The sequence below is a fragment of the Mycobacterium sp. genome (assembly GCF_035314665.1).
Lineage (GTDB): Bacteria > Actinomycetota > Actinomycetes > Mycobacteriales > Mycobacteriaceae > Mycobacterium.
Genome location: NZ_DATFZD010000453.1, coordinates 33453 through 50019, shown reverse-complemented (window position 1 = coordinate 50019; position 16567 = coordinate 33453). Strand labels below are relative to the sequence as shown.

Here is a 16567-nt window from a genome sequence, read left to right as displayed (position 1 = left end):
TCGGAATCAGCGCCAGCGCAGCATCACGAGTTCGGAGCAGAAGCCAGGACCCATGGCCAGCATCAGCCCAGGACTGCCCGCGGCCGGGCGCTTGGCGATGGTGTCGCGCAGCACGTGCAGCACCGATGCTGACGAGAGGTTACCGACCTCGCTGAGCGAACGCCACGTCAATTCCAGTGCGTCGTCGGGTAATCCGAGCGAGCCGACGATCGACTCGATGACTTTCGGGCCGCCAGGGTGGCTCACCCAGGTAGGAACATCGGCGATGTTCAGACCGTGTGCGGCAAGGAAATTCGTGACGTCGTCGGGCAGATACCGCTCGACGACCGACGCGACGTCCGGAGAAAGGATGAGTCCGAATCCGGACGAACCGACATCCCAGCCCATCGTGCCCTGCGAGTCGGGGTAGAGGTGGCTACGGGATCCCAGAACCTCGGGGCCCGTGGCGCCGATCTTCTCTGCGTGGCGTTCGCCGACGGAAACCACCGCCGCGGCGCCGTCGCCGAACAGCGCGGTCCCGACGAGGCTGGCGATCGAACGTCCGGCCGCGGGGTAGGTCAGCGAGCACAGCTCGACGGCCACCAAGACCGCGACGTCGTCGGGCGCACCGCGTAAGTAGTCGTTGAGGCGGGCCACCCCCGCGGCACCCGCGACGCAGCCCAGCCCGAACAACGGCACCCGGCGCACATCCGGTCGCAGGCCCAACCGTGTGGCGATGCGAGCGTCGATGGACGGAACGGCGATACCGGTGACGGTTGTCGAGAAGATGACGTCGACGTCGTGCGGCTGCAGTCCGGCTTCATCGAGCGCTGCGGTCAGCGCGGCACAACCCAGCTCGACCGCGTTCTCGATGAAGATGTTGTTCGCGTCGCCGAAGTCGGTCAGCGACGCGTAGTTCTCGAGGGGCTGCACCAAGTAGCGGCTATCGACCTTGGAGCTCGCATGCAGTTTGCGCAGCACGTCTCCTAATCCGTCGAAAGCCGGTAGTGCGGCCAGCGATTCGGTGATCTCCTGCTGGGCGTACCGGTGCTCCGGCAGTGCGCCCTGCACACCGGCGATGACGCTGCCAGCGGTGTGCACACGAAACTCGTTGCGGCTTAATGACTTTGTCACGTTAGTTACCCTTCTGCGAGCGCGTTCCTTGCCGGCGTCGTTGCCGCCTTTGACTTGGCGGGTCGCCCACGTGACCCCTCGGCACGTGGACGGCTCGTCTTTCGCTGTCCCCGAACCACGTCGGGCCAGCAGCTTGGGCATCCACCAGCGGTGGCCACAGGTTGTCCGAACCTCGGCCCGAAAACGCCCTCGCATTTATCACGAACGAGGCCGCTAGTTGGTTCGCTTGGGATGCCGACGGGCGGGTGATTTGTCTGATGTCGTCAGCCATCGGGACCACCTGCCCTGCTTAGAGCTAATTTCAACGGCCGATGACTTTTATCAACAGTCGGTGACTTGGAAGATACGCCTGCCCTCAGGCCGTGTCAACGGCCGGTGACATATACAGTTTCAGGATGGCAGTGACCCGCCCTCGCGATGCTGCTCAGACGCGGGCCGACATCCTCGCCGCCGCGCGCCGTCGATTTGCGGCCGAGGGGTTCGAGCGCACCACGTTGCGCGCCATCGCCGCCGACGTCGGAGTGGATGCGGCCTTGGTCATCCGCTACTTCGGCAGCAAGCAGGACTTGTTCGCGACGGCCACCGAATTCAGGATCGACCTGCCCGACCTATCGAATGCCGACCCCGACGACATCGCCGACATGCTGCTGCCCCGGTATTTCGCGGTGTGGGAGGACGACGAGGCCTTCCTAGCGCTGTTGCGAGCGGCAATGACGAGCCGGGTCGCGGCCGACACGTTGAACGAGACGCTGGCTAAACATGTTGCGCCCACGCTGATGGGCGCCACCCCGGACAACCACATGAAGCGCATCGCGGTGACGGACGCATTCGTGATCGGGCTCGCCGCAACCAGATCCGTTCTCGCCAATCCGCCGGTGGCCAGCCTCACCCGTGAAGAACTCAGCCGGTGGGCCGCCCCGGTATTCCGGCAGCTCCTGGTCGGGCCGGCACCGGCATGACCACGGCACGACCTCGCAACGCCAGCCGAACCCGCGCCGACATCTTGGCCGCAGCGCGTCGCCGTTTCGGGGCTGAAGGATATGAACGCACGACCCTGCGCGCCGTCGCGGCAGACGTCGGCGTGGATGCGGCGCTGGTGATCCGGTATTTCGGCAGCAAGCAGAACTTATTCGCGGCGGCAGCCGATTTCGTGATCGAACTGCCAGATCTGTCGGGCCTTGATCCCGACGACGTCGCGAACGTTTTGTTGGAGCGATTCTTCGCGGTGTGGGAAGAAGACCAGACGTTCGTGGCGCTGTTGCGGGCGGCGATGACAAGCCAACTCGCGGCCGACACACTGCGGCAGGTGTTCGCGAAGCAGATCGCGCCCAAGTTGGTCACCGCCACTCCGGACCATCCCGTACAGCGGGCCGGACTGACCGGCGCCTTCGTCATCGGGCTCGCGATGACGCGCTACGTGCTGGTAAATCCGCCGGTGGCCAACCTCAGCCGCGAGGAACTGTGCCGCTGGGCCGCTCCGGTGATTCGCCAGCTGCTGACCGGTCCGGCAGCGCCGTAAGACTTCACGCGCTTAGCGGATGTAGGCTTCCCCGCCCCTGGGGTATCCGCCGCCATGGGTGGTGATGTGGACGTGGTCGTAATGGCCGTAGCCCGATCCTGATGGCCCACTCGGGGTGTAGTAAGTGCCCCGCCAGATGCAATCTTGCAAGGACAATCGATCCGCATTCTTCAGCGCGAACGCGACGATCTGGTTCCCGAGCGCAATGCCTTGAGCGCTACTGGGATTGGGGATCATCACATCGATCGCTAAGCCCCGCGGATGCCATGGCAGTGCGTCCGGTCGAACGCCGCCCATGTTCGTGATCTCGGGGAACACCGCGCTGATGAGGCGGGCGGCCAAAATCGTCTTGACCTGGAGGCCCCGCTCCGGAGCGCGGCCTACGGGCAGCAGCTGCGGGACGTATTGCGGAACCGCTCGCCATCGTGATGCCCTCGATGCCGGTGCCATCTCGCCGGGACCGTCGCTCACGCTCGACAACGCCCACGGCGATGACGTCGGTGCGGTCGCGGCGACCGCCTGCACGCAGCACGGTGCGGCTGCACCAGCAACCGAATCGGCGTCACTGCGGGGGGTGGATTGATAGGCACTGCCACCGAGGGCAAATAAGGCGGCGACCGGAGCCGCCACCACAGCCACGGCGACCGGCCTTTTTCGCCGGCTGTTGGCTAATCGGTGACGACCCACGGCGAGCAGCTTACGGGCAAGTCAAGAAATAGTCACGATCGGATAACGAGCCGAGCTTCACAGCGGCCAGCTACTCGGCGGTGCAAAACGAAGAGCGGCCGCTCGGGGCAACGGCTGGCGTTCTCTGGTCGATATCGCATCGAGCAGCAGGGCGACGTAGCGACGCCAGCCGTCACTGTCGGAATCCATCGTCCACAGCACGCTGTGCAGCATTGCGATCAGGCGCGGCAGATCGTCGGCCACCAGGTCCGGGCGGACGACGCCGGCTTGCTGGCCCCGGCGGGCAAGCTCGCCGAGCGCCTCATTCAGCGAGGTCGAGATGTCGGGGGTCAGCGACCCCGCCCTGCGGGCCGCGGTCAACAGGTTGTGTTCGCGGGCACCCAGCGATATCGCCGCATCGATCAGTTGGGCAAGACCGCGCAACGGGTCATCGGCGCGCCGGACGGCCTCGATTGTCGGCGTCAGGTCCTCGGCGATGCATTGATCCAGCGCAGCCATGATCAGCTCGGCCTTCGTCGGAAACCTGCGATACAGCGTTCGCTCACCGACTCCCGCGCGGCGGGCGATCGCCTCGATGGGCGCGTCCGGCCCCAGCTCGTCGTATACCTCCCGCGCCGCCCGCAGGATCCGCTCGGCGTTGCGCGCCGCGTCCGCTCGCAACGGACGGTCGGAAACCGCGGTCATAGCCACAGCGTAACTGACAGTTGACTGCCAATCAGGCGGGTTCTACGCTCAGGTAATTGGCAGCCAACTGGCACTTATGGGGAAACATCTGTGACGGCAACAACTTCCGATTCCCGCTCCGAGACGGACCTGCCGGTCATACCTGCCGCGCGGGCTGCGCAATGCCCACTTGCGCCCCCACCCGAATTCGCTAAGTGGCGGGAAGAACCCGGCCTGCGACGGGCGATGTGGGGCGGCCAACCGGTCTGGTCGGTGAGCCGCTATCAGGACATCAGGGCCGCGCTGGTCGACCCGCGGCTGTCCGCGGACACCATCTCGTCTGCCATCAAGCCGTCGAGCGACGAAGGCATTCCAATCATCTTCGCCCGCATCGACGATCCCGAGCACCATCGGTTACGACGGATGATGACCAGCCAATTCACCTTCCGGCGCTGCGAAGCAATGCGGCCGCAGATTCAGGAACTGGTCGACCATTACCTCGGCACCATGATCGACAACGGGCCGCCGGCCGACATCGTGCGCGACTTCGGCTTGCCAGTGCCGTCGTTGGTGATCGCGCTGCTGCTGGGCGTGCCGCCCGAGGATCTCGGGCTCTTCCAGCACAACACCTCACTAGCATTGGACACGAAGTCGTCCGAGGAGCAAAAGGCGCAGGCCTTCGCGACGATGTTCGCCTATATACAGGAGCTAGTAGGGCGCAAAGAGCGCGAACCCGGCGACGACTTGATCAGCCGCCTGGTCACCGACTACGTCGCGATTGGCCAACTCAGCCGTGAGACCGCGGCGATGAACGCGGTGATCATGATGCAGGCCGGCCACGAGACCACAGCCAACATGATCGCGTTGGGAACCGTTGCGCTGCTGGAGCATCCGGAAGTGTTCGAGCGGCTGGGCCAAACCGACAACCCAGCGGTGATCGGCAATGCGATCGAAGAGCTGATGCGCTACCTCACCATCGTGCATGCCCAAGTGGATCGGATCGCGATGGAAGACCTCACGATCGGCGGTCAGTTGATCCGCGCCGGCGAGAGGGTTTTGATGAACCTGCCCGCCGGAAACTGGGACAGCGAATTCGTCCAGGAGCCTGAGACTTTCGATATCGAACGGAACACCCGCGGACACTTGGGTTTCGGATACGGTGTGCACCAATGCATCGGAGCCAACCTGGCTCGAGTCGAAATGCAGGTCGCATTCGCGACGCTGGCGCGGCGGCTACCCGGACTGAGATTGGCGGTATCGCCGAATGCATTGCAATTCAAAGACTCCGACATTTACGGCATGAAAGAGCTGCCGGTCACCTGGTGAGCCTGACGCTACAGACGGCTCGCGGCGAAATCCGCAGCCTGGGCCGTCATGCCATTCACCGGGTATTCGGCATGCGCGAAGCTCGGCGCCCCGCCGGCATTGCCGTCGCAGATGGTGTCCCCGGGAGCGCACAAGTCATCGGTCTTGGGCACATACAGCGGGCCGATGGTGATCGCCGGTGCGCCGTAGTTTTGCAGCCAAGCTGCCGACGGTTTTCCGAAGAGCGTCACCGCGGCGACGTGGTTGGCTATCTCCGGCGGCATCGGCTTGGGTAGGAAGGCCACGTACTCGGCCGGTATCCCCGCTGGTATGGACGCCGACGTGACGAAACCGGCGACGGCCGCGCCCTGCGAGTACCCGCCGAGCACGATTCGCGTCTTAGGGCAGTTCGCCGCGGTGGCCTCGATGTGACCGCTGGCGTCTTTGATCCCGTCGACGACACTTTGCGCGAACGCGATGCGGTCGCCGAAATCGCTGCTGGCCTCGTAGTTGACCGGATACACGTCGAGCGATTTGGCACCGACTGCCGAGCGCAGCGAGTCGACGAATGGCTCTCCGATCCCGCCGACACCGGGCGGCTCACCGGTGCCGCGGGCGAATACCGCCTCGACGTCGGGGCATCCCTGGGCGGCCGCGATGGCGATGGGCGCGCTCAGCAACCCGCAGGTGGTTAGCAGCACGACAGCAACGAAACGAGCGATCTGGCGAAGGCGCATGGTCAACATTGTTGCCCTGTACCCCCAGATGTGTCCTGTTATTCCGGTCGCCGAACTCGCGGTACGGCAGCCGCACCGGCGAGGTTAGGGCACGTCTTCTGAACCCTGCGAACCGTCCAAGACGCTGACGGCGATGCCGTATGGCAGGAATCGGACTTTGCGGGTCGCGTCGGTGGTGCCCTGGTTCGCACGCAGCGCATCGAGTTCGGTGGCGTACACCTCTTCGACCCGGGCGCCACCGTCGTCGCTCACGGTGTAGATCACCCAGACACCGTCACCGGCCTCGCCCGCGGTTTCCGGCCTGGTCCTCATGCGGCGGGCCAGATCCTCGAGAAGACCGGGCCACCCGGCCCGATCCCCGGGAAAGGTGAAAAACCGGCTGATCCCGTCGAATGCCTCGCGCAGTCCCTCGCTGGCGTCGCGGAACACCCGATCGAAGTCCTCGGGATCGAATCCGAACCGACCGTTATCGTCCATTGCGGCCTCCTGGCAGCTCACACCGATAACACCCAGTGTGCGCAAAACGGGCGACTTGCGCCACGTCTAGTAGCCGTACCCCCCACCGCCGTATGGATACTGCGGTTGGTACGGGCTCTGCGGCTCGTAGGGGCTCTGTGGCTGGTATGGGTTCTGCGGCTGGTAGGGGCTCTGCGGCTGCTGGTTTGTGCCGCCCTGCCCCTCCGGCACCTGCACCGGGATCGGGACCGGCACGAACGGGAGCTTCAAGTACGTCGTCGTCATGACCTCCGACGGTGTCGTGCTCGTCGTGGTGCTAGGCGGCGGCGGCGTCGTCGTCGGCGTGGTCGGGGTTGTGGTGGTGCTGGTCGGTGGCGGCGGTGTCGTCGTCGGGGTGCTCGTCGCCTGCTGCGTGGTGCGCGGCGGCGGTCGATAGGTCGTGGTCACCGGAGGTGGTGGCGGAGGCGGCGGAACCTCGCTGGTGACCGGCGGGGCGACGGTGGCCTCTGGCGCGGTGCTCGGAGGCGGGGGCGGCAGCGGGCTGGGCGACGCCAGGCTTGGCGATGGAGGGTTGGAGCTGGGCAGCGGCGGCGGCGCGGCCGACGTGCTGGTGGGCGCCGGGGGCACCGGGTGGCTGGTCGAGCTTGTCAGCGTGAACGCCACCCCGCCGATGGCGACCATCGAGACCAGCGCTGCGACGCCCAAAAAAAACTGCGGCAAGCGATTTCCGCGGCGCGGCTCCTCGGGCGGCTCATACTTCGGCAATTGCATGAGCTGAGACGGGGTAACGCGGGCATCGTCGTCGTAAGGCTCACCGGTGTAGGCCACCGGTTCCTTGGAGGAATCGTCGGCCTCCGACCAGGCCAATTGGTGAAGCGTCTCGGACGGGTCGTCAAACGTGCCGGTGGGCACGCCGAACGAGCCCGTCGAGGCACCGAGCGTGTCGGTGGACGCGGTGAAAGTGCCGGTCGTCGCCGCGAAGCTGCCGGTGGATGCACCCACCATCGCGGCCATCGTCGTCGATTCGAGCTCGTCCTCCTGCTGCTCGACCGGCTGTCGCGCCGAGAGCATCACCGCGCCGACTGCCATGGCCAGCCCGGGCTCAACTGCGGTCACCACCGACGCCTTGGCATGTGCCGAAAGACGCTGGGCGACAACCGGAATCTTGGCACAGCCGCCGGACATCGCCACCGCGACGAGATCCTTTCGGCGAACTCGGCTGCGCCGCAACATGTCATCGAACGCAGACAGCACGCCGCTGAGCTGATCTTCGATCACGCTCTCCAGCTCGGCTCGACTCACCTGGACGCTGGCACACTGTCCGGACAGTTCGACGACCAGCTCGGTCTCCGTCGCGTCGGAAAGCCGCTCTTTGGCCAGCCGGCATTCCTCTCGCAGATTGCCAAATTGGCCGACGACGCCGGTACTGGCGGGATCAATTCCTTTGGCGCGGCCGACGTTTTCGAGCACGTGAACCATCAGCGCCTGATCGATGAGGTCGCCGGAGAATTCCGGGTAGCGCACCGTGTCGGCGATGGGGGTGAAGCCCGATGCGGCGTCGGCCAGCGTGATGCTGGTGCCGGTGCCACCGAAATCCAGGAGCGCCACCACCCCGTTGGCGGGCAGGCGGTCATCGGAGTTCAACGCGGTCAACGCGGTAATGGAATCCGAAACCAGCCGCGGTGACATGCCGCCACGGACGAAGCCGGCGTGCGTGCACAACGCGTCCTGCAGTCCCCGCAGGGCTTGCGATTCCCAGTGCGCGGGAACGGCAATCGTGATGTTCGACGTCGACGCATCGCCACCGGTCGCGGTGATCAACGCGTCGAGGGCCTCCACCAGCAGCAGTGCAGGATCATGGGTCGACCCGTCCGCGGACATCAACGTGCTTGACCCACCGACCCGCTCGACGAAGCCGGTCATCAGCGTGCCGGTGTCGGCCCCATCCGGGTCCGCCACGGGCACACCGAGTTCCGGAGCGCGATCGGGAAAAAGAGTCAACACCGCGCGGCGCGAGACGGGTGACTTCCCGCTGCGGACCGCGACTAAATTGGTGGTCCCGATCGATAACCCCAACGGGTCATACATAGAGCGAATACTTTCGTCGATAGCGGTCGGTGGCCAGCGTTAACCATAACCGCGAGCGCGCTATGACGGTCGGGCGCAATCTGATCGGTATGGGCTCGATGCTGTTGTGTCACCGAAGTGATACACCCAATGTCTTGACAGATTTGGGCGGCCTCACACCACCGTCAGCGGCAGCGATCGCCTCGGCTGGAACTGGAACGTCGACCCGCCGCTGACCTTGGCGATCTGCACCTCCGGCAGCTCGCTTGCCGCAGTGTCGGTTTCGGAGAGCTCGACCGTCCAGTCAGTATGACTGCCCGTGATCTGGACCTCGATACGCGGGTTTACCGCGGTGGCGATCGCCTGCAACGGCTGCACCGACTCCGGCGAGCACAACGAGATCCACGCGGCATCGTCATGGGCCGGTGATGGATGGACATCTAGCCGACCCGATGTCTCCGCGTCCACGTAGCCAATCGGGTTGAACAGCGGATGCAACTCGAAAACCCGCAGCACGCCGTCGATCCCGCCAGGGAGGTGCAGCGCGTGGTGGATGCGCTCCGCGCCGAGCCCGGCCAGGCCGATCAGCTGGCGGGTGCCCACCGAGGCGGCCAGTTCGGCGTTGGACCCCGCGCGGGCTCGCACCGCGATCGCAAAGGACAGATACAGCAGGTGCATCTGCAGGCAGACCTCGTCGGCCATGCGCACGAGCGCGGAATGCGAGAAGGCGCCGAAGTCGAGGTCGGATACCAGCGGGCCCGAATAGTCGGCCAACCCTTCATCGGACGGATCTATTGCACCCAGTTCCCAAGTCGCGGCGTTTGTTTGGGCAACAACATCCAGCGCCGGGATGCTCTGGGCGGCCGGATAGGACTCGTCGATGATGACGGTCCACGCGCAGTGCGGATGCCGGTCGGACGGAACCCGGGGTGGCCGATGGATGGGACGCATCTGCGCGTGCGGGTTGGTCGCCACCGCGGTCGCGTCGAACGTCGGGTCCTCGATGGTGTGGCACATCCCGAAGACGTATTCGTCGCCCATCGGCTCCACGTCGAGCAGCGCACCGCAGTGGTCGAGGTGAAATTCGCCGTGCCAACGGTCGTGGATGGTGTAGCGGAAGTCCATGAATTGCGGCGGCGCGCCGATGTCGAGTTGTAGGCCCTTGAAGATCGTGGGCACGTCGTCACCTACGTAGTTCAGCGCCCGCTGCATCCGCTTGGTGTAGATCGGGCTGGCGCCGGCCCACTCCTCGATGGCGATCTGCACCATCTCCTCGCGACCGAACTCTGAGATACACCAGGCCATGCCGGAACGATCGATCATGTGCCCGATCAGCAGCAGCTCGGGAACCAACACGGCCAATTCCTGGCGGGACAGCTGCGCGTAGCGAGATTGGGTCACGGCCCCAAAAATAGTCCTGACTATGTTATAAAGTCAACAATGTCTATTGCCGCAAGCCCGAAGCCGCGCGGGCCCGTCAGCCCCACTCGACGGACCAACGCGCCCCGCAAACGGGGCGATGACACCCGAGCGAAGATCATCGATGAGACGGTCCGCTGCATCGTCGAAGAGGGGTTCGCCGCCGCGACCGCCAAGCACGTCGCCGAACGCGCGGGCGTGACCTGGGGGGTGATCCAGTATCACTTCGGCGACCGCAACGGCTTGCTGATGGCCGTCGTCGATGACGGGGTGGCCAAGCTGCTGGAGAGCTTGTGCTCGGCGGAGGTCAGTCAATTGCCGCTGCGCGAGCGCATCGAGGTCGTCGTCGACACGGCGTGGAGTTGCTACAGCAGTCCGACGTCGATGGCAGCGTTCGAAATCCTGCGGGCCAACCGCGGCGGCCCGGGCGGGTCTTCACGACAGCATCTGCTGGAAATGAATTCGGCGATCGCCGAGCTCGGCCGATTGATAACCGACGATCCCTCGAATGATGGTGTAGCCGACGTGATTTGGGCGACGCTGCGGGGTGTGGTGTTGGCGCAGATGATCGTGGGCACCGCCGTCGACTGGCAACGCGAGCGACGCGCACTGATCGATATGGTCACCCATTACCTGCACGACGGGTCCCCGCCGGCGTGTGCTGAGATGACCTGATGAGCTCTTACGATCATGCCGACTATCTCGCCGACGTCACTGCGATCGAACACGTCAAGTACCGCTATCTGCGTGGACTGGACACCAAACACTGGGACGACTTCGCCGACACGCTCACCGAGGACGTCAAGGGTGACTACGGGTCGTCACTTGGCGAGGAGCACCATTTCACCGACCGTGCCGACCTGGTCGAGTTCATGCGCTCGTCGCTGGGACCGGGCGTCATCACCGAGCACCGGGTGACCCACCCGGAGATCACCGTGACCGGTGATGAGGCGTCCGGCATCTGGTATCTGCAGGACCGGGTGATCGTGGCGGAGTTCAACTTCATGCTGATCGGCGCCGGTTTCTACCACGACCGCTATCGCCGCACCGCCGACGGTTGGCGGATCAGCGCGACGGGATATGACCGGACCTACGATGCGACGATGTCGTTGGCGAACCTCGACTTCAAAGTGCGGCCCGGTAGCGCTCTGGCCTGAATTCGTCTGCGGCTCTGCGCTATTGAGTGATCGCGATGACGGCACCGGGTTTCAGCCATTGGATGATCTGCACCAGCGAGGCGTCGTCGATCGCGACGCAGCCCTCAGTCGGCCCGCCGTCGGTGGTGTGGAAGAAAAACGCAGCGCCTTTACCCGGCTGACGGTTTGGGTTGACGCCCATCACTACCGCGTGCTTGTACTGCGGAATCTCGAGGTTCTCACTCGCTCCGGTGTCGAACGGGCATTGAGCCTTGTGGCAGACCTGCATCGTGTTGAAGGTCGGGCTGTTGTCGTCACCGTTCCACCAGTGGTTGGAATCGACTTGGACATACTGCAGTCCGCTACCGGGATTGGGCGCGGTCCCGAACGCGAACGGCAACGAGTAGACCCCCATCGGGGTTGCCGGATATCCGCTTTTGGCTTGCGGCGCAAGGCCTGCTGATCCGACGTGAGCCGGTATGCCGGCCGCGACCGGCTGCCAGCCCGCGGCGCCCAGTTGGTAGACATCCAACTTGGCGTTCGAACCGCCCACTCCGACAACGGAAACCACTTGAGTCGCGTTGCCGACAGAACGGGCAAACCAGGGTGCGCCGACTGCACCACCCGTTGGAGCTGTCGTCAGGGTGACAAAAGCAGTGCACACCGTAGCGCACAGCGAACCCAGCAGTCGGCGCACCCTTTCATGGTCAACGCCGAGCGTTACCGACGTCAAGTAAAGGTTTAGCTTCGATCAGATCACCGCGCGGCCGCTAGTCAACGTTGGCCAGTTGTTGTTGCTGGCTGCGGCTATATGTTCATATGCGTTGCATACAGCATCCCGGGGTATAGAAAGCAATGGATGGCACCGACAGATCGCAGCCGCACGCCATCGCGCGGCGGCCACACGACCAAGCTCGCCGCGGCGAGCGGCGTCGGCGTGCCGCCGTTGACGGTCTGGGTCGGATCCGCGATGTATACGTATCCGGTCGACCGGGACGTGATCGTCGGCCGCGACCACAGCTGCGACATCGGCTTCCACGACATCGACCCTGACGACCTGACGCTGATCTCGCGGGTGCACGCGATCCTGCGGTTCGACAATTCGAAGTGGGTCGTCGTCGACAAAAGCCAAAACGGTATTTACGTCGGCGGTGCGCGCGCCACCCTGGTGCCCATCCACGACCGCATGACCATCACGCTGGGCAGCCCGCGTGGGCCGCAGCTGACGTTCCGGGTCGCCACGTCGGCGCCGCCATCGCGGCCCCGCACAGCCGACGAGCCGCCCGGCACCAGCCCCAAGACGACCGCGTTCCGGCCCGCGGGTCCGCCGCCCCCGAGACGGACGCAGACGCGGCCGCGGCTTCGTCCGCCCGGTCCGCAGACCCATCCGAGCCGACCTTTGCCGCGACCGGCCCCGCCGCGCACGGCGGGCCCGCGGGATACAACGACCGTCGGTCGCGCCAAGACCAACACCATCGTCGTCGACGACGCGCTGGCCTCCCGCGTGCACGCGGTGCTAGAAACCAGTGCGGCCGGACTGGAAATCCGCGACAACAACAGCAGCAACGGCACTTTCGTCAACGGCACCCTGATCACTCGGGCGGCGATGCTGCAGCACGGCGACGTCGTCACCATCGGCAATACCGACCTGCTCGCGACCGGCAGCACCCTCGTGCCGCAGCCCGCGGCATTGCGCACCAGCGGGCTCACCGCCCACGGGTTGGCGCTGACCATTGATGGACGCCAGCTGTTGAAGGATGTGTCGTTCACCGCGAAACCCGGGACGCTGACCGCGGTGATCGGGCCGTCCGGCGCCGGAAAATCCACGCTGGTCAAGCTGATTGGCGGTGCGCTGCCGCGCAGCGCGGGTGTGGTCGCCTTCGACGGGCACGACGTGCACGCCGAGTACGCCTCGATGCGTTCGCGGATCGGGGTGGTGCCGCAGGACGACGTCGTGCACCGCCAGCTCACCGTCGAGCAGGCGCTCAGTTACGCCGCCGAACTGCGACTGCCACCCGACACCTCAATCGAGGATCGCCGGCAGGTGGTCGAGCGGGTGCTCGACGAGCTGGAATTGACGCCGCACAAGAAGACTCGCGTCGACAAGCTGTCCGGCGGGCAGCGCAAACGCGCGTCGGTGGCGATGGAACTGCTGACCGGCCCGTCGCTGCTGATCCTCGACGAACCGACGTCGGGGCTCGACCCGGCGTTGGACCGGCAGGTGATGACGATGCTGCGGCGACTCGCCGACGCCGGGCGCGTCGTCATCGTCGTCACCCATTCGCTGACCTACGTGAACATGTGCGACCAGCTGCTGCTGCTGGCGCCCGGCGGCAAGACCGCCTTCGCCGACCCGCCGTCGCAGATCGGGGCGGCGATGGGCAGCACCGACTGGGCCGACATCTTCGCCCGGGTCAGCACCGACCCCGACGGTGTACACCGGGCGTTTCGGGCTCGCCATCCCGCCGCGCCGCGACGACCACCGCCGACCGCCGGCGCAGCGCCGCTGGGAAAGCCGCCGCGGACCAGCCGATGGCGTCAGGTCGGGACGCTGGCCCGCCGTCAAGCCCGGCTCATGACCGCCGATCGCGGGTACTTCGCTTTTTTGGCGCTGCTGCCGTTCGTGCTCGGTGTGCTGTCGCTGGCGGTGCCCGGCAGCACCGGGCTGGGGAACGCCAATTCGACTGCGCCCGAAGAACCTATCGACATCCTGATCCTGCTCAACATCGGCGCGGTGTTTATGGGGACCGCGCTGACCGTGCGCGATCTGGTCGGCGAGCGGATGATTTTCCAGCGCGAGCGGGCTGTTGGTTTATCGGCGTCGGCCTACCTGATGGCCAAAGTCCTCGTCTTCAGCGCCGCGGCGCTGATCGAGACCGCCGTGATGGTGGTCATCATGACGATCGGGAAAGGTGCACCGTCGCACGGCGGGGTGCTGTTGGGCCACAGTGTTGCGGCCGGCGTCGTCGAGCTCTGGCTGACCCTGGCTTTGACGGCCATCGCGTCGGCGATGCTAGGGCTCGCACTGTCGTCTCTGGCCCGCTCCACCGAGCAGGTGCTGCCGATGCTGGTGGTGGTCATCATGATCTCGATGGTGATGGCCGGTGGTCTGATACCGGTGACCGGGCGACTACTGCTGGACCAGGCGTCGTGGCTGGTGCCGGCCCGCTGGGGTTTCGCCGCCGCGGCGTCGACCGTCGATCTGAACAACATCGAGGCCGGGCTGCCCGTCGACCGGTTGTGGCGACACGTGCGCGGCGCGTGGCTGGTCGACATGGGCATGCTTATCGCGCTGGCCGTTGCGTTTATCGGCGTCGTTCGCTTCCGGCTGCGGTTGAAGGCACGTTAAGCCGTTGCAGGTCAAGGGCTTTCGATAATCGCTGGGGCGTACTTCGGGGTGCGTAGCGACGCTGAATACCGAGGCTTTCGATCGGCGATACCATTCGCCGCATGTCAAACTTGCCTGCGCCCGATCCAAGCCAGCACTGGAGTCCTCTCCCGCCTGCCGCGTTCGGCCGGCCATCACGTTGGCCGACGTTCGTCACTCTGGCGATTGCGCTTCTCGGTGTAGCCGTCGGCTTCGTCGGATGGTTCCGCCCAGCGCCGCACAACAATCAACCCCCGCCCAAGCCGACCTACACCGATCAGCAGGTGGCCTCAGCCAAAGCCGATGTGTGCGCCGCCTTTGCCAAGTTGGAGCGTGCGGTGACTGTGGTTAACGCAGTACCTAATGGCAGCAACGCAAATGAGCAACTGGCGTCGGCCACAGGTACTAGGCAAGTCTTCGATGTATTCAGCCGGTACCTCCTGGCGAAGCTGGCCGAAGAACCGGCGACCCCGCCTGATCTGGCAACAGCTGTGCGCAACCAGGCGAATTCTCTTCAAGATGCACTGATTGAATACCTGGACGGATTTACTAAATCTGACTCCGAGATGCAGTCGGTGGTGAAGGCCAATACTGAGGCGGCCGTGACGATCCGGCGATCCTGCAAATGACTCGTCCTAGCGCGTGCTCAGTCGGTCTATTACTCGGCTTGAGCACCTTCGGCCTGCGAAGCATTGGTGAATACCAGGATCGCCGATCAGCGATACCATCGCTCCATGTCGTCGGATATGCCGCCCGGAGCGTCCAACCCAGAACCAGGCCAGCACTGGGGTTCTCCGCCGTCCGCCCCTTCGACCCCGTCGTTTCAAATGCCGCCCGGACCGTCGATGCCGTCCGGTCGGCCCTCACGTTGGCCGACGTTCGCTGCACTGGCGATTGCGCTCATCGCCTTAGGTGTTGGTCTCGCCGCTTGGTTCCGCCCAGTGCCACACAACAATCAACCGCCGCCCAAGCCCGCCTACAGCCAACAGCAGATCGCCGACGCCAAAGCAAAAGTTTGCGCTGCCGTCGGGAAGTTTGATCGTGCGGTGAACGTGGGTAACGCCTTACCCAGAGGAAGCGATACGCTCGTCGCGGCCATTAATTCTCGACAAATATTCGATGTGTTCAGCCGACACCTTTTGGCGACGCTCGCCGAGGAGCCGGCGACCCCGGCTGACCTCGCAACCGCTGTCCGAGAGGAAGCGAGCACGCTTGAAGAAGTTGTTATAGCTTATCAGGACGGACTTAGTAATTCTGATCCGGAGCTGAAGCCGGTTTTGGACGCCAGCAGCGCGGCGGCCGACACGATCCAACAGCTGTGCAAATGACTGTCCCGGATTATCCACAAGGCCCATGGTCACTGGCGCTAGTCGGCGCGCAGTGGGTGAGCATTGCATCGGTGTCCGCACTCAATAATGCGATTGCCAATCGCGGAACGATCCAAACGAACTATTCTCAACTTCACGACACGCTGCAGCAAGCCATCTCGACAACATTGGCTGGGCAGGAGGGAGAGACCGCCGACGCTGTCCGCGATGCATTTCGTCAAGGCGCCGACCAGGCTGCCAAGATCGCGGAAAAAAACGGTGCCTATAAAAATGCGTTACAAGACGCCCTGCACAGCGTGCAACAACTTCGCGACAAACTGACCAGCATTGCCGACGCTGGCAACAAGCAAATAAACGATGAACTCCAATCGAAAGACGACTTCGAGATCAAAGTCGCTAAAATTTCTGAGATTATCGCCGACCATCAACGGCAAGCCAACCAAGCCGCCGCGGAGTGCGCGTTCAGCGTCATCGGCGCGGGCCAAAAAGTTGTGGATGCGCAGGATACCGGTCAGTCGTTCTTCGGGATGTCCCGCGACGCAGGCATAGACGCGAACCAGCAGCCCAACCTGCAGGCCATCGAGGAGCAGGTTCGAGGTCAGCTGAATCAAGCGGCGCCGCAGGGCGCGCATCCCCCCAGCGGCGCAAACATGCCCGAGGGCGCGGCGCCGCCAGCCTCAGCGCCACCGGCCCCCGCGCCTGCCCAGCCTCCCGCCGGCGGCGCAAGCATGCCCGAGGGCGCGGCGCCGCCAGCCTCACCGCTACCTGCC

The 16567-nt window shown here is 64.9% G+C and carries 17 protein-coding genes; 8 read left to right on the top strand and 9 right to left on the bottom strand.

Translation table 11 applies throughout. The features are described from left to right. Positions 1-6 precede the first annotated feature (6 nt). Positions 7-1080 (bottom strand): type III polyketide synthase, encoded by a 1074-nt coding sequence (locus tag VKI00_RS33260; RefSeq protein WP_324447552.1) that lies wholly within the window; start codon positions 1078-1080, stop codon positions 7-9. Positions 1081-1508: 428 nt separating this feature from the next. Between VKI00_RS33260 and VKI00_RS33255 the strand changes: the two genes are divergently transcribed. Then, on the top strand, positions 1509-2072 hold the full coding sequence (locus tag VKI00_RS33255) for a TetR family transcriptional regulator (RefSeq protein ID WP_324447546.1): 564 nt from the start codon (positions 1509-1511) through the stop codon (positions 2070-2072). Further along, positions 2069-2632 carry a TetR/AcrR family transcriptional regulator gene (locus VKI00_RS33250; protein ID WP_324447545.1) on the top strand — a complete coding sequence of 188 codons (564 nt, stop codon included), beginning with the start codon at positions 2069-2071 and terminating at the stop codon, positions 2630-2632. The genes VKI00_RS33255 and VKI00_RS33250 overlap by 4 nt, the downstream gene beginning before the upstream one ends. Positions 2633-2644: 12 nt before the next feature. Here the strand turns inward: VKI00_RS33250 and VKI00_RS33245 are convergent, their stop codons facing one another. Beyond that, a complete protein-coding gene (locus VKI00_RS33245; protein ID WP_324447544.1) occupies positions 2645-3319 on the bottom strand; it encodes a hypothetical protein in 675 nt (224 codons plus the stop codon). Positions 3320-3376: 57 nt separating this feature from the next. Beyond that, entirely contained in the window at positions 3377-4003 is a 627-nt protein-coding gene (locus tag VKI00_RS33240) for a TetR/AcrR family transcriptional regulator (RefSeq protein ID WP_324447543.1), read from the bottom strand. Between the two features lie 90 nt (positions 4004-4093). Between VKI00_RS33240 and VKI00_RS33235 the strand changes: the two genes are divergently transcribed. Continuing rightward, a complete protein-coding gene (locus tag VKI00_RS33235) occupies positions 4094-5308 on the top strand; it encodes a cytochrome P450 (protein WP_414687358.1) in 1215 nt (404 codons plus the stop codon). 8 nt (positions 5309-5316) lie between these two features. Here the strand turns inward: VKI00_RS33235 and VKI00_RS33230 are convergent, their stop codons facing one another. The 4 genes from VKI00_RS33230 to VKI00_RS33215 all read right to left on the bottom strand — a co-directional run bounded on the left by VKI00_RS33230 (position 5317) and on the right by VKI00_RS33215 (position 9948). Next, the gene (locus tag VKI00_RS33230; protein ID WP_324447542.1) at positions 5317-6024 is read right to left on the bottom strand and encodes a cutinase family protein; all 708 of its coding nucleotides are present in this window, start codon (positions 6022-6024) and stop codon (positions 5317-5319) included. A gap of 84 nt (positions 6025-6108) precedes the next feature. Then, positions 6109-6501: a hypothetical protein gene (locus VKI00_RS33225; protein WP_324447541.1), complete on the bottom strand. Its 393-nt coding sequence runs from the start codon at positions 6499-6501 to the stop codon at positions 6109-6111. A 66-nt stretch (positions 6502-6567) separates the two neighbouring features. Beyond that, positions 6568-8568, bottom strand: coding sequence for an Hsp70 family protein (locus VKI00_RS33220; protein ID WP_324447540.1), 2001 nt, complete (start codon positions 8566-8568; stop codon positions 6568-6570). Between the two features lie 153 nt (positions 8569-8721). Then, positions 8722-9948: a hypothetical protein gene (locus VKI00_RS33215; RefSeq protein ID WP_324447539.1), complete on the bottom strand. Its 1227-nt coding sequence runs from the start codon at positions 9946-9948 to the stop codon at positions 8722-8724. A 39-nt stretch (positions 9949-9987) separates the two neighbouring features. On the opposite strand from VKI00_RS33215, the gene VKI00_RS33210 reads away from it, so the two are divergent. After that, on the top strand, positions 9988-10641 hold the full coding sequence (locus VKI00_RS33210) for a TetR/AcrR family transcriptional regulator (RefSeq protein ID WP_324447538.1): 654 nt from the start codon (positions 9988-9990) through the stop codon (positions 10639-10641). Continuing rightward, on the top strand, positions 10641-11123 hold the full coding sequence (locus VKI00_RS33205) for a nuclear transport factor 2 family protein (protein WP_324447537.1): 483 nt from the start codon (positions 10641-10643) through the stop codon (positions 11121-11123). The genes VKI00_RS33210 and VKI00_RS33205 overlap by 1 nt, the downstream gene beginning before the upstream one ends. Positions 11124-11142: 19 nt before the next feature. Here VKI00_RS33205 and VKI00_RS33200 read toward each other — a convergent pair whose 3' ends face one another. Next, positions 11143-11799 carry a L,D-transpeptidase gene (locus VKI00_RS33200; protein WP_324447550.1) on the bottom strand — a complete coding sequence of 219 codons (657 nt, stop codon included), beginning with the start codon at positions 11797-11799 and terminating at the stop codon, positions 11143-11145. A 162-nt stretch (positions 11800-11961) separates the two neighbouring features. On the opposite strand from VKI00_RS33200, the gene VKI00_RS33195 reads away from it, so the two are divergent. The 3 genes from VKI00_RS33195 (at position 11962) to VKI00_RS33185 (ending at position 15797) form a co-directional block, all read left to right on the top strand. After that, a complete protein-coding gene (locus tag VKI00_RS33195; protein ID WP_324447536.1) occupies positions 11962-14451 on the top strand; it encodes an ATP-binding cassette domain-containing protein in 2490 nt (829 codons plus the stop codon). Between the two features lie 101 nt (positions 14452-14552). Beyond that, positions 14553-15098: a hypothetical protein gene (locus VKI00_RS33190; RefSeq protein ID WP_324447535.1), complete on the top strand. Its 546-nt coding sequence runs from the start codon at positions 14553-14555 to the stop codon at positions 15096-15098. A gap of 216 nt (positions 15099-15314) precedes the next feature. Further along, on the top strand, positions 15315-15797 hold the full coding sequence (locus tag VKI00_RS33185; protein ID WP_324447534.1) for a hypothetical protein: 483 nt from the start codon (positions 15315-15317) through the stop codon (positions 15795-15797). Between the two features lie 275 nt (positions 15798-16072). On the opposite strand, the gene VKI00_RS33180 is transcribed toward VKI00_RS33185, so the two are convergent. Then, a complete protein-coding gene (locus tag VKI00_RS33180; protein WP_324447533.1) occupies positions 16073-16429 on the bottom strand; it encodes a hypothetical protein in 357 nt (118 codons plus the stop codon). Between the last annotated feature and the right edge of the window lie 138 nt (positions 16430-16567).